The following is a 13421-nucleotide window of genomic DNA, read 5'->3' as shown; positions in this document are numbered from 1 at the left end:
ACAATGTGCATATCTGAACGTTTAAAGCAGATCTTAGAAGCCAAAAATATGACCGTTACTGAATTTTCTAATGTAACGGGAATCTCATATCGTTCGGCAATGAATTACTTGAATGAGGGACGCGATCCAAATGTAGATGCTCTAGTGAAAATTCATAAGGGGTTAGAAATCAGTATAACTTGGCTGCTCACAGGAAATGGATCAATGTTTCAAGCAGCAACTCAAGAAAGTTCGATTTCAGCACAAGAAGAAAAATTGATTGCAGACTACCGCTCAATGCCTGAAAACCTAAAAGATGCTTTCTCAATTTCTTTCAAAGAAATTTCCAATAAACAATAAATATTTAACTTGATATTAACTCAATAAGGAACAAAAAATGTCCCTACAAGCCTACAAGCCTACAAGCCTACAAGCCTACAAGCCTACAAGCCTACAAGCCTAATTATACCAACCTTTCAAAACTTATGAGAGGTTTCTAATGACTAACACTATTAAATTAGAAACCATCCTTAAAGATAGTCAATATAAATTAACCCAATTTACGCAAGATCAAATTAGGGAATTAGAAGAAAAAATAATTTTAAAAGAACAAAAAGAAAAAACAGTCTATTTTGTCACTTGTCTTATCCGAAAAAAAGAAATCAAACTAACTCCTGAAGAGGTTATTAGACAGCTATATTTATCTACTCTTATTAATAAATACCGTTATCCAATAGATAGAATAAGCGTGGAAAGTGCAGTAAATTTTGGTAGAGAAGAGAAACGTGCAGATATTATTATATGGGATAAAGATAACATTACATCAGCCTATATTATAGTAGAACTTAAAAAACCAAAAATAAAAGATGGTAAAGAGCAATTAAAATCTTATTGTAATGCCACGGGTTCACCTATGGGAGTTTGGACTAATGGTGAATCTATTTCATTCTATCATCGTAAAGATCCAAACTATTTTGAAGATATATCTAACATTCCTAACGTGAATGAAAAATTATCAGATATATTGAATGAAAAATATACTATTCATGACCTAATTAAACATGATAAATTGGTAAATGAAAGAAAATCTTTAAAAGATCTTATTCTAGAAATGGAGGATGAAGTTCTAGCGAATGCAGGAATAGATGTATTCGAAGAAGTATTTAAACTTATCTTCACAAAACTTTATGATGAAATGCAAAGTGGAAGAAATGAAAAACGATATTTAGAGTTCAGAAATAATGGTAATACAGAAATTGAATTAAAAAATAAAATTCAATCTTTATTTAAAAAAGCGAATGAAAAATGGGAAGGTGTATTTTCTAAAGATGCAAAAATTCAACTTACGCCATCACATTTATCGGTTTGTGTGTCATCACTTCAAGATGTGAAATTATTCAATTCTAACTTAGATGTAGTCGATGAAGCTTTCGAATATCTAATAAGTAAATCAAGCAAGGGCGAGAAAGGACAGTATTTTACTCCTCGTTATATCATTGATATGTGTGTAAAAATGCTTAATCCTACAAAGGATGAAAGCATAATTGATACTGCATCTGGTAGTTGTGGCTTCCCTGTACATACCATTTTCCATGTATGGGAACAAATCCTTAAAGAGGAAGGATTACATAAGAGCCATTTATTTACCAGTAAAGAAAAACCTATTGAGTGTACAGATTATGTAACCACTAAAGTCTTTGCAATAGATTTTGATGAAAAAGCAGTACGTGTTGCAAGAACGTTAAATCTCATTGCTGGTGATGGACAGACGAATGTTCTCCATCTAAATACTTTAGATTGGGAACGTTGGGATGAAAAAACAGGTAATACAAAAAAAGAAATTGTAGGAGATACAGAATGGCTAGATACTTATGGTGAAGGCTGGAAAAAAATTAGACAGCTTCGAGTAAGTAATGAAAGTAATAGGGATTTCAAGTTCGATATTTTAATGGCTAATCCTCCATTTGCTGGCGATATAAAAGAAAGCCGTATTTTAGCTAAATATGAATTAGGCAAGAAACCGAACGGCAAAACGCAAACTAAAGTCGGACGCGATATTCTTTTTATCGAACGCAATTTGGACTTTTTAAAAGACGGCGGACGCATGGCGATAGTATTACCGCAAGGACGTTTCAATAACAGCTCTGACAAAGCCATTCGCGAATTTATTGCAGAACGTTGTCGTATCCTTGCAGTAGTTGGTTTGCATGGGAACGTATTTAAACCACATACTGGCACCAAAACCAGCGTTTTATTCGTACAAAAATGGCATGACACTCTTTGTCCAAAAGTGGAGGACTATCCAATTTTCTTTGCTACCATGCAAGAACCGAGTAAAGACAACAGCGGCGATAAAATCTTTGTCCGTAATGAAAATGGTTCACCCGTGCTGGATAGTCACGGGCATTTAATCGTTAAGCACGACCTGTTTAACCACGACGGCAAAACTCAAGATGGGATAGCTGAAGCCTTTTTAGAATTTGCTAAAAAAGAAAAATTGTCTTTTGTGGGAAAGTCCTAAGCCCCTTTGATGTTGCGAAATATCAGCGATTGTTGGAGGGGCTGGAAGTAAAAGTGTTGAATTACTCTGAAGTTTTGGAAGATAACTTTACTTACCGTATTGATGCAGAGTTCTTTAAAAAAATCTATTTAGAAGAAGAAAAAATAATTGCGAGACTTGGTTTTGAAGAAGCTAAAAATATTATTGTCGTAAAAGGTGGGAAGCGATTGCCAGAAGGACATGATTTTCTAAATAATAAAAGCGGAATACCATATATACGGGCAGAAGATATAAAAAATGGTTTTGTTGATTACACTAACTCTCCAACTATTTCACTATTGACTCATAGAGAAATAAAAGCTTATCAAACAGAATATAATGATGTATTGATGACTATTGTTGGAAACTCTATTGGAGATATAGGTATAGTAAAATTTAATTTGGATATTTGTAATTTAACAGAAAATGCTGTTCGCTTAATTACTAAAAAAATTAAGCCCGAATATTTGTTTTCTTTTTTAGAAAGCAAATTTGGTCAAAATTACATTGAAAGAAATAAAGTAGGAACTGCTCAACCAAAACTATCAATAGAGCGTATTAGAAAAATAAAAATCCCAATAGTCTCGTCAGAATTTCAAGATGAAATTGAATCCCTTGTTTCGTCAGCATTTGAAAAACTGCAAAAATCCAAAGAGACGTACCAAGCAGCCCAAAACTTGCTTTTAGACCATTTAGGCTTAAAAGATTTTAATCCGCCCGCTCAAGCAGTCAATGTTAAATCCTTTTCCGACAGTTTTGGTAGATCGGGTAGGCTGGATGCGGAGTTTTATCAGGAAAAGTATGAAGGTTACCTGAAAAAGATTCAGGCTTATCCGTACGGTTGCGAACCGATAAGAACGGCTTGTAAATTGAAGGATGCGAATTACACGCCTAAAGATAATCAGACATACCAATATATTGAATTATCCAATATTGGAAATTTAGGGGAAATTACAGGGGCAAGCTTGGATTTAGGATGCAATTTGCCAAGCAGGGCAAGACGGAAAGTCAGTAAAAACGACGTGATTGTTTCAAGTGTTGAAGGCTCGCTTGCCAGTTGTGCCATCGTCTCGGAACAATACCATCAGGCGTTATGTTCAACTGGCTTTTATGTGGTGTCGTCTGAAAAAATTAATTCGGAAACTTTGCTGATATTGTTTAAATCCGAGTCTATACAGCAGCTTTTAAAACAAGGTTGCTCAGGTACAATTTTGACGGCTATCAATAAAGACGAATTTTTGAACATTCCCTTACCTTTAGTTGATGCAAATATCCAAACCCAAATCGCCGATTTAATCCGACAATCTAATTACTTACGTATTAAGAGTAAAGGATTGTTAGAAAAAGCTAAGAAAGCTGTTGAGTTAGCAATTGAAAAAGATCAAGAATCAGCTTTAGATTTTATAAAAGGAAAACAAACTAATGACTGCAATGTACACTGATAATATAGAAAAATGGAAGTCATTATCTGATATAGATTACTTCACATATTTTGTTAAAAGTTGGATTTCATTTAATGCTTGGTATAAAAATTCTTATCCTAACTTAAAAACAGATAGAGAAGCCATTAATGAAATAAAATCATCTCCACAATGCTTATTTAGGAAGAGATTTTTAAGTTTACTAAATGGAAATAATGAAGATAGCTCGTACTTTAAAAATAATCTCGCCCACTTCCATTATTGTTTATTAAATAATCATATAGTATATGGCGGAGATAGACTATATTTTGAAGAATTCATGGTGGAGCTAGACAAAAGCAATTTAACACAAAACTATTCTAATAGAAATATTTCATATTACGTTCATATTGAATTAGAAAGAGTTGGTATAAAAAGAGTCACTGTTACAGTGAAAAATTCAAGTAAAACTTTATTATGCTACACTCACAACGAGTATGATTTAGCGCATTTTAATCATGACAAAAGATTTAAATATTTAAGTGATTCTCAGAAACGTAAGATCAATGGAATTTTTGAAGAAGCTAATCCAAGAAAAAAGATTTCATTATTAACAAAATCTGAACCTTATTTAAAGATTGGAGAATATCAGTTTGTTGATAATGAAGATTTAATTTATAAAGCTACTTTAGAAATAATTTATAATTTAAGGAATGCTTTATTTCACGGGGAAATTGCCCCTGATAAAGATACAAATAAAGTTTACGAAGCAGCGTATAGAGTAATGAGACAATTAGTTATTGGACTTTAATATAAGATTGTTGTGTGAATACATTTATAATAGTCTTGCTCAATACTTTTAGTAAGCCCCAGTAAATCACTAAGCCAATTACTCGGCTAACTGGCAAGCATTATACCTTTCGGTTTATTGATTTCTACCACGATTTCCTTGTGGTGTTCATAGGTATTCAAAACCCAAACGCCTTGAGCCGATTTGAGATTCTCAAGTGGGCGATTTTTCATTTCCCACGTTTGGCTAACACTTTGCAACACAAGAAAATTCACATGGCGCATAACCTTAATTAATCAATATTCTTGCTGTTATAGTGATGGCGATAAGAGCTTTAAAGGGCATCTTTTTATTGCAAACTGAGTAAATTTTGAACTAGAATATTCAGACTTTTAAGCAAATCTTCTCGTTTGCTTTTTCGGGAAATTTCCCATTTTTATATTTTTTGTTCAACCAATTTAACAAGAGAAACATGACTTATTGACTAAAAAAAACAATAAGTTGAGAGTTGATTATGCACGTTGAACAAAAAAATGAAAAACAACAAGAAAACACCACCACTTTTACTTTCTGCACTTCGCAATCTCTCTGCGTTCGCTGTTTACGATTTATCTGATACCGAAATACTCATTCTTCTTAAAAATGCTCGTTGGGGAAATTCTCATTGTTTTCATACTGTTCAATGTCCTCGTTGTCAGATTGAGCATAAAGCCTATTTTATTTCTTCTCGTAAGCAATGGCAGTGCAAACATTGCCAGTATCGCTTTTCAATTAAAAGCGGAACGATTTTTCAGAATGCCAAACTTTCCCTAAAAAAGTTATTGGAAGCCATTTACTATTTTGCGATTAAAAGCAAAGGCATTTCCGCGATTGAGCTTTCCCATTACCTTAATGTGCAATATAAAACCTCATGGGCGTTACTGCATAAACTTCGTGAAGCAATTGAAAAGACACAAGACTTTACACCGCTAACAGGTATCGTTCATATCGACGGCTGTTATGTGAACCATTACATTCGCCCAAAGAATTTTAAACACCGCCGAATTGATAGACGCAAGAAATGCCATCAACGTAAAGATAAATCTTGCGTTGTGGTTTTCCGCCAACAAGCCGCAAATCAGGAAATAATAAAAGGAGCTGACCGCACACTCGTTGCGTTAGTTAAAGAGGAAAATGCTGATGATATATTTGCTTTAACACATCGCTTAGTCGTACCCAAATCTACAATTTGTGCTGATGAAAACCCTGCTTATGATGGTTTGGCGTTTCATTATGATTTATGGCGCGTAAATCATTCCCAAGAATATTGTTCGATTGACGGCATCACCAATAACCTAGCTGAATCCTTCTTTGCCCGATTTAGAAGAATGATTATGGGCGTTTATCATAAGATGGGAAATAACTATATGATGCACTACGCCAATGAAGCCGCATGGCGTGAGGATTTTCGTTACCAGTCAGATAAAGACAAATTCGACAACGTGCTAAAACGCTGTTTGAAAGCCAGACCTTCGCGAGATTTAACGGGTTACTGGCAGGGAAATAAGAAACCTACGGCAAAATTCGGATTGGAAAGTTTGTGCTTGGAAGCCTCAAACGATAACCAATATTTAGCCGTAGCCTAAACAATTTAAAGCAACACAAGGAGCAATGATGGAAACCATGACACACACGCCACTTAACGTGGATTTAAAAAAGATGGACTATGAAACATTCAAAACTTTTATGCGAGAACTGGCTCAGATGTATTCAAACGTAAAAGATGATGACTATCTGTTGTTCTATCACAATTTGCGAGACCTTGCGAAAGAAGTCAGTACTTTACCCCGTAATCCATTGATATTTTATGGAGCCTATGAAATCGCTAATAATCAGGCAGTCGTGGCAATATTTGAAATGCAATTTACCGATGAAGTGTTTGAAACCGAAGATGGGAAACCTTATCAGATGCTTTCTATTATTAGTAGTTTTGCAGAAGATAAAATCTATCTACGTTGTCCGACTAAAATTAGGGAACACCTTACCCAACCCGAATATATTACACTTTGCGAGCAAGCCTATCCTACGATAATGGAACAAATGCTATTAGAGGAGCAACGTGAAAAATTGTTTAGAAGAAAACCGAAAAGCGAGTAATGGAAAAATGAGTAGAATTCTGTAAAATACACTCATAGTAAAAACAATGCCCTTATCGAAATAAGGGCATTTTCGTGTGATTTTGGTTAAATTTTGGTCTTTGTGCAACTGCTACATAATACCGTGATCTTGCCGCAAATCCACTACCGCATTTTGATGCAACGGCCGCAACGGCATTGCGCGGCCAACCAACAAGCGCGGAAGAAAATGCATTATTGGCGTTATCTGATGAATTAGTAGCGGAAATCAAAAAGGCAGACACGTTGATTATTAACGCGCCGATGTACAACTTCCATATTCCGACACAACTAAAAAGCTATTTTGATTTTATTGCACGTCCGCGTGTCACTTTCCAATATTCTGAAAAAGGCCCGGAAGGTTTATTAAAAGGTAAAAAAGCCGTGGTATTAGCGGCATTTGGTGGTTTTCATCAAAATCAACCAACAGATTTGGTGACGTCATACATGAAAGCTATCTTAGGCTTTGTCGGTATTACCGATGTGCAATTCGTTTATGTGGAAGGCATTGGATTTGGTCCGGAAGCCATCGAAAAAGCACAAGTGCAAGCAAAAGCAGAAATTGATAAAATTGCGACCGCACTTTAAATAACACTCAAAACAAAAAAGCATCATAAAGGTGCTTTTTTTATAGCTAAAATCTAACGCAAAGTGCGGTCATGTTTTCCCACATTTTTATTAATGTAGTTTTAATGACGGTCTTAAATAACGATTCAAGTGCCCTACCACAATAATTAAACCGGTTTTAAAGCAACCATGTAATGCCGCTTGGTGCATGCGATAAAGGGAGACATACATCCATTGTGCGATTTTACCTTCAATGGTCATGGAAGAACCGCCGGTAATCTTGCCACCTAAAGCGCCAAATGCGGTAAATTCAGATAAAGAGACTAATGAACCTTTGTCGTTATATTTAAAATCTTTCAATGGCTTGTTATCAAATAAAGCAATGATATTTTTCGCACAACGACTTGCCATTTGGTGCGCGGCTTGGGCTTTTGGCGGCACCGGTTTGCCATCCTCTTGCATAAAGAAACAACAATCGCCCATGGCAAAAATCGTGTCGTCATTTGTGGTTTGCAAGGTTTTCTTCACGACTAATTGGTTAATTCGGTTGATTTCCAATCCGTCAAAACGTTTCGTAATGCCTGAAGTGCGAATGCCTGCCGACCATACGATTAAATCCGCCGGAATATGTTGTCCGTCTTTTGTCACCAACTGTTTTTTCTCCGCTTCAACAATCATCGTATTGGTTTTGACATCCACGCCCAATTTGCGGAGTTCTTCCGTGGCATCATTGGAAATGCGTTCAGGCAATGCCGGTAAAATACGGGAGCCGGCTTCGACTAAAGTCACGTTTAAACGGCTACTATCAATTTGCCCATAACCATAAGAAGACAAGTGCTCTGCAGCATTATACAGCTCTGCAGAAAGCTCCACGCCCGTTGCCCCGGCCCCCACAATCGCAATATGAATGTGGCCGTCTTGTACTAACTCCTGTTTACTTTCCGTCTCACCAATATCGTCCAATACTTGGTTTTCACGAAATTTCAGGAAAAGCGCCAACATTTTTTGTTGAAAGCGCATGGCTTGTGCCGGACTATCTAAAAAGATGCAATTTTCTTCAACCCCCTTTGTGTTGAAATCATTAGATTTGCTGCCAATGGCAATCACTAAATAATCATAAGGAATGCGGCGGGAAACCACGATCATATCGCCGTCGTCGCCATAAACCGGCGCCAGTTCCACATATTTATGTTGACGATTTAAGCCAACCATGGAACCTTGCTCAAAGTTGAAATAATGATTGTGAGCATGGGCGCGGTAACTTAATGCTTCTACGCCGTCATCCAATGCACCTGTCGCTAATTCATGTAACAACGGTTTCCATAAATGAGTTTGGTTGCGATCAATTAAGGTGACATTGGCACGTTTCTTACGCCCAAGTTTATTGCCTAAATGGGTGGCAAGCTCAAGCCCGCCGGCGCCACCACCGACAATGACGATGTTTTTCATAAATACCTCTAAACTAAAAAATAAAAATTAATTAACAATATTTTAACACTGGTTTTGCCATTTTTCTTAAACGCGATTTAGAAAAGTCAGAAAATACCTCATTTCTGTTAGGTAAATGAAAACAAAAGTGCGGTAAAAATAACATTATTTTTCACCGCACTTTCCTTTCGATATTCCGTCATGCAATAGTAAAAAAGAAAAAGGCAACATGATGTTGCCTTTTATCTTAACTTCAGGAAAAAAATGAAAATTAGTTTTGTGGCGCGTAATCCACGAGCAAGTAATGTTTCGCAATGCTTAAGAACGCTTCTACTTGTTCTTTTTGCCATTGTTCATCTTTACCCAATTCTTTTGCCATGACGCTTGCCACTTTTGCCGCACTGTCGATGGCTGCACGGGCATCGAGGAACAATAAACGAACACGACGTGCAAGAACATCTTCAACAGATTGTGCCATTTCTTCACGCACCGCCCAAACCACTTCAGCAACAGTATTTGGATGACGCGGATGAATTTTTTCCGCCATTTCCGGATGTTCAGCTTCCAATGCTTTAATTGCCGGAATGTCAGCACCGTAAATATACAAGTGATTTTTCAAATCCACTTGTTCTGCCGGAATTTTACCGTGAATCGCCAAATTCGTTGTAACACATGGTTTTTTCGCTAATTGCGGATGTACGTTTAATGCTTCATCTACAGTGTCTTCAGACATTTGACGATAAGTCGTCCATTTACCACCGGTAATGGTCACTAAACCACTGTCGCTGACCACCACTTTGTGGCTACGAGACACTTCTTTGGTACTTTGACCGGCTTTTTCCGGCGCGGCTAACGGACGAAGGCCGGCGAAAATACTTAACACATCATCGCGTGTTGGTTTTCTCGTTAAATATTGACCGGCAGTGTCTAAAATAAATTGAATTTCTTGTTCTAAAGCAACCGGCTCATAAGACGGCTCATTAACCAACGTATCCGTTGTACCAACCACTAATCTTTCATGCCATGGCACCGCAAACAATACACGACCGTCAGAGGTTTTTGGAATCATCAATGCGTCATCACTTGGTAAGAAGGATTTATCCAATACCAAATGCACCCCTTGGCTTGGCACGACGAATTTTTTATCAGTACCGTGATCCATAGATAAAATATCATTCATGAACACACCGGTAGCATTAATCACCGCAGTACCTTGTACGCTATATTGTTCGCCACTTAATTCGTCCGTAAATTTAACGCCGTTGACTTTGTCTTGTTGATCTTTGAGCAATTCGGTTACTTTCGCATAATTCAACACGGTACCGCCTTGTTCCACAACGGTTTGTGCAATATTCACCGCTAAACGGGAGTCATCAAACTGACCGTCTTTATACACTACGCCGTTTTTCAAATCTGCACCGTTTAAGGTTGGCAAACGTTGCATTGTGGTGTTTTTACTGATGGCAATGGTTTTACCTAAACTTAAATTACCGGATAAATAATCGTATAAACCTAAACCGATGCGGTACTTCACGCTATCAATAAAATTGTAGTTAGGAATGATGAAATTTTGGTTTTTAAATAAGTGGGAGGCATTTTTTGCTAAACGACCACGTTCACGTAAAGCCTCTTTTACTAAAGCGACATCGCCTGCAGCTAAATAACGCACACCACCATGTACTAATTTAGTACTACGGCTTGATGTACCTTTTGCAAAGTCATAGCCTTCCAATAACAATGTTTTATAGCCACGTGATGCTGCGTCTAAAGCAATACCTAAACCACTGGCACCGCCACCAACAACAATAAAATCCCATTGCGCTGTATTTTTTACGTTTTCAAGCTGCGTATTTCTTTGCATTTTTCACCTCGAAGATTGATATCGAATTGTTTACTTTTAATACGAAATGTTCGTTTATGCTCATTTTATCACATCAAACGAAAATAAAGGAAACAAAAGAAAATATAAATTTCTAAATTTGTGATCATGATCACGATTAACGCTCAAACATTCTAAAATTTACGCAAACGTTTGCTTAAACGATTAAATATTCTGTGATCCTGCTCACAAATTAAACTATTTTTGTTTGCTTGGCGAAAATTTATTCATTAATTTGACGCCGCATTCTGTTTTAAAACGAAATGCTTCTTATCAATTCCTTCTTATTAAGGAGAGCTTATGGCTACAAATCACACACTTAAAGGTGCTTGTATTGCGGAGTTTTTAGGTACAGGTCTTCTTATTTTCTTTGGTTGCGGTTGTGTCGCAGCAGCAAAACTAGCAGGTGCAGCCTTCGGACTTTGGGAAATATCCATTGTTTGGGGGATCGGAGTCGCTATGGCGGTATACTGTACTGCCGGCGTATCGGGAGCTCACTTAAATCCGGCGGTAACCATTGCTTTATGGAAATTTGCTTGCTTTGACGGCAAAAAAGTTATTCCTTACATCATCGCGCAAATGGCCGGTGCATTTGTTGCCGCTGCGTTGATTTATTTGCTTTATCAAGATCTTTTTGCAGCAACGGAAGCCGCACAAAATATCGTTCGCGGAGAAACCGTTGGTGTTGCCAATGTATTCTCAACCTATCCACATCCACACATCACATTTTACAAAGCATTTTTAGTGGAAACAGTGATTACCGCCATTTTAATGGGCTTAATCTTAGCCTTAACCGATGATGGCAACGGCGTACCTAAAGGTCCTATGGCTCCCCTATTGATTGGTTTACTTATTGCCGTCATCGGTGGTGCAACCGGTCCATTAACCGGCTTTGCCATGAACCCGGCGCGTGACTTTGGCCCGAAATTATTTGCCTATTTTGCCGGCTGGGGCGACATTGCGCTCACTGGTGGTTTAGCCATTCCTTATGTCCTCGTCCCTTTAATTGCACCAATTGTCGGTGGCTTGCTTGGCGCTTGGGGATACCAACGTTTTATCGGTAAAAATTTACCGTGTAACTGCGGCGAATCCTAGTTCACCCGCTTTATTTCTATATAAGGAGAAACTCATGACTCAAGAATACATTATTGCTCTCGACCAAGGCACCACAAGCTCCCGTGCGGTTTTATTAGATAAAAATGCCAATATCGTCGAAGTGGCACAGCGTGAATTTACCCAAATTTATCCGCAAGCGGGCTGGGTTGAACATAATCCGATGGAAATCTGGGCAAGCCAAAGCTCAACATTAAACGAAGTCGTTGCTAAAGCAGGCATTACCTCCGATAAAATTGCCGCCATCGGGATCACGAACCAACGTGAGACCACCATCGTCTGGGAAAAAGAAACGGGCAAACCGATTTATAACGCGATTGTTTGGCAATGTCGTCGTACTGCCGATATTTGTACCCAATTAAAAGCCGATGGACACGAAAGCTATATTCGTAAAACCACCGGACTTGTCGTTGACCCTTACTTTTCCGGTACAAAAATCAAATGGATTTTGGATCATGTTGAAGGCGCCAGAGAACGGGCGAAAAAAGGCGAATTGTTGTTTGGTACCGTGGATACTTGGTTAGTTTGGAAACTGACCCAAGGTCGCGCCCATGTCACCGACTATACCAACGCATCTCGTACTATGCTGTTTAATATCCACACCAAGCAATGGGATGACAAAATGCTTGAGTTATTAGATATTCCAAAAGCCATGTTGCCGAAAGTATGCAATTCCTCTGAAGTGTATGGACAAACCAACATCGGGGGTAAAGGCGGTGTGCGGATTCCGGTAGCGGGTATCGCTGGAGACCAACAAGCCGCGCTTTATGGCCATTTATGTGTGGAACCCGGTATGGCGAAAAACACTTACGGTACCGGCTGCTTTATGTTGATGAATACGGGTGACAGAGCGGTCGAATCTAAAAACGGATTGCTCACCACCATCGCATGTAATGCCAAAGGCGAACCTTGCTATGCCTTAGAAGGTTCTATTTTTATGGGTGGCGCATCAATCCAATGGTTACGTGACGAATTGCGTTTAATTCACGACAGTGCCGACTCCGAATATTTCGCGACCAAAGTGAAAGATACCAATGGCGTTTATGTGGTACCTGCCTTTACCGGTTTAGGTGCGCCATATTGGGATCCGTATGCACGTGGTGCGATTGTCGGTTTATCCCGTGGTGCTAACCGAAATCACATCGTCCGCGCTACTCTAGAAGCCATCGCCTACCAAACCCGTGAAGTATTAGATGCGATGCAATCTGACAGTGGTGAAAAATTAGCGGCTTTACGCGTGGACGGTGGTGCCGTTGCCAATAATTTCTTAATGCAATTCCAAGCAGATATTCTTGATGTGAAGGTTGAGCGTCCAAAAGTGCGTGAAGTTACTGCACTCGGCGCCGCCTACCTCGCCGGACTTGCGGTAGGATTCTGGAAAGACTTGGAAGAATTGCGTGGCAAAGCTATTGTCGAACGGACATTTGAACCGAAAGAAACACCGGAAAAACGCACCGCACTTTACCAAGGCTGGAAGAAAGCGGTTCAGCGTGCATTGGCGTGGGAAGAGGAATAAAAAATTTAACCTTCCTACATCTTTTATATATGGGCGAGGGGTTTTCCTCTCGCCTTT

The 13421-nt window shown here is 38.4% G+C and carries 11 protein-coding genes and 1 pseudogene; 9 read left to right on the top strand and 3 right to left on the bottom strand.

The genetic code is table 11. The features are described 5' to 3' along the window. Window positions 1-3: 3 nt before the first annotated feature. The 4 genes from DQN58_RS06715 (at window position 4) to DQN58_RS06700 (ending at window position 4729) form a co-directional block, all read left to right on the top strand. Window positions 4-339 carry a helix-turn-helix domain-containing protein gene (locus tag DQN58_RS06715; protein ID WP_006718001.1) on the top strand — a complete coding sequence of 112 codons (336 nt, stop codon included), beginning with the start codon at window positions 4-6 and terminating at the stop codon, window positions 337-339. 139 nt (window positions 340-478) lie between these two features. Beyond that, window positions 479-2500, top strand: coding sequence for an N-6 DNA methylase (locus DQN58_RS06710; protein WP_006717999.1), 2022 nt, complete (start codon window positions 479-481; stop codon window positions 2498-2500). 29 nt (window positions 2501-2529) lie between these two features. Further along, window positions 2530-3960, top strand: a complete 1431-nt coding sequence (locus DQN58_RS06705) for a restriction endonuclease subunit S (RefSeq protein ID WP_155811785.1) — start codon at window positions 2530-2532, stop codon at window positions 3958-3960. Further along, window positions 3941-4729 carry a hypothetical protein gene (locus tag DQN58_RS06700; protein ID WP_006717995.1) on the top strand — a complete coding sequence of 263 codons (789 nt, stop codon included), beginning with the start codon at window positions 3941-3943 and terminating at the stop codon, window positions 4727-4729. Before DQN58_RS06705 ends, DQN58_RS06700 begins: the two co-directional genes overlap by 20 nt. Before the next feature lie 86 nt (window positions 4730-4815). Here DQN58_RS06700 and DQN58_RS09870 read toward each other — a convergent pair whose 3' ends face one another. Further along, window positions 4816-4992, bottom strand: a complete 177-nt coding sequence (locus DQN58_RS09870; protein WP_006717994.1) for a hypothetical protein — start codon at window positions 4990-4992, stop codon at window positions 4816-4818. Window positions 4993-5241: 249 nt separating this feature from the next. Here DQN58_RS09870 and DQN58_RS06695 point away from each other — a divergent pair, with 249 nt between their 5' ends. The 3 genes and pseudogenes from DQN58_RS06695 to DQN58_RS06685 all read left to right on the top strand — a co-directional run. Beyond that, entirely contained in the window at window positions 5242-6333 is a 1092-nt protein-coding gene (locus DQN58_RS06695) for an IS1595 family transposase (protein ID WP_006717993.1), read from the top strand. A gap of 28 nt (window positions 6334-6361) precedes the next feature. Next, window positions 6362-6844: a hypothetical protein gene (locus DQN58_RS06690; protein WP_032997852.1), complete on the top strand. Its 483-nt coding sequence runs from the start codon at window positions 6362-6364 to the stop codon at window positions 6842-6844. Window positions 6845-6966: 122 nt separating this feature from the next. Further along, window positions 6967-7449: pseudogene (locus DQN58_RS06685) on the top strand (NAD(P)H-dependent oxidoreductase); the annotation flags it as partial. A 90-nt stretch (window positions 7450-7539) separates the two neighbouring features. Here the strand turns inward: DQN58_RS06685 and DQN58_RS06680 are convergent. Beyond that, entirely contained in the window at window positions 7540-8877 is a 1338-nt protein-coding gene (locus DQN58_RS06680; RefSeq protein WP_006717990.1) for an NAD(P)/FAD-dependent oxidoreductase, read from the bottom strand. A 250-nt stretch (window positions 8878-9127) separates the two neighbouring features. Beyond that, complete coding sequence (locus tag DQN58_RS06675) at window positions 9128-10717, bottom strand: glycerol-3-phosphate dehydrogenase/oxidase (RefSeq protein WP_006717989.1); 1590 nt, start codon at window positions 10715-10717, stop codon at window positions 9128-9130. 318 nt (window positions 10718-11035) lie between these two features. Here DQN58_RS06675 and DQN58_RS06670 point away from each other — a divergent pair, with 318 nt between their 5' ends. Together DQN58_RS06670 and glpK are read left to right on the top strand one after the other, a co-directional pair. Then, a complete protein-coding gene (locus DQN58_RS06670; RefSeq protein WP_006717988.1) occupies window positions 11036-11830 on the top strand; it encodes an MIP/aquaporin family protein in 795 nt (264 codons plus the stop codon). A 34-nt stretch (window positions 11831-11864) separates the two neighbouring features. Beyond that, window positions 11865-13364 (top strand): glycerol kinase GlpK, encoded by a 1500-nt coding sequence (gene glpK, locus DQN58_RS06665; RefSeq protein ID WP_006717987.1) that lies wholly within the window; start codon window positions 11865-11867, stop codon window positions 13362-13364. The last annotated feature ends 57 nt before the right edge of the window (window positions 13365-13421 follow it).

The sequence above is a fragment of the Aggregatibacter segnis ATCC 33393 genome, from assembly GCF_900476035.1.
In the GTDB taxonomy this organism is placed as follows: domain Bacteria; phylum Pseudomonadota; class Gammaproteobacteria; order Enterobacterales; family Pasteurellaceae; genus Aggregatibacter; species Aggregatibacter segnis.
This window is presented reverse-complemented; position numbering and strand designations above follow the sequence as displayed.

What these genes read in the sequence shown, in the direction of transcription:
- DQN58_RS09870 (WP_006717994.1), bottom strand. Translation starts at nt 4,992, where the DNA reads ATGCGCCATGTGAATTTTCTTGTGTTGCAAAGTGTTAGCCAAACGTGG.
- DQN58_RS06670 (WP_006717988.1), top strand. Translation starts at nt 11,036, where the DNA reads ATGGCTACAAATCACACACTTAAAGGTGCTTGTATTGCGGAGTTTTTA.
- DQN58_RS06690 (WP_032997852.1), top strand. Translation starts at nt 6,362, where the DNA reads ATGGAAACCATGACACACACGCCACTTAACGTGGATTTAAAAAAGATG.
- glpK (WP_006717987.1), top strand. Translation starts at nt 11,865, where the DNA reads ATGACTCAAGAATACATTATTGCTCTCGACCAAGGCACCACAAGCTCC.
- DQN58_RS06715 (WP_006718001.1), top strand. Translation starts at nt 4, where the DNA reads ATGTGCATATCTGAACGTTTAAAGCAGATCTTAGAAGCCAAAAATATG.
- DQN58_RS06710 (WP_006717999.1), top strand. Translation starts at nt 479, where the DNA reads ATGACTAACACTATTAAATTAGAAACCATCCTTAAAGATAGTCAATAT.
- DQN58_RS06680 (WP_006717990.1), bottom strand. Translation starts at nt 8,877, where the DNA reads ATGAAAAACATCGTCATTGTCGGTGGTGGCGCCGGCGGGCTTGAGCTT.
- DQN58_RS06675 (WP_006717989.1), bottom strand. Translation starts at nt 10,717, where the DNA reads ATGCAAAGAAATACGCAGCTTGAAAACGTAAAAAATACAGCGCAATGG.
- DQN58_RS06695 (WP_006717993.1), top strand. Translation starts at nt 5,242, where the DNA reads ATGAAAAACAACAAGAAAACACCACCACTTTTACTTTCTGCACTTCGC.
- DQN58_RS06700 (WP_006717995.1), top strand. Translation starts at nt 3,941, where the DNA reads ATGACTGCAATGTACACTGATAATATAGAAAAATGGAAGTCATTATCT.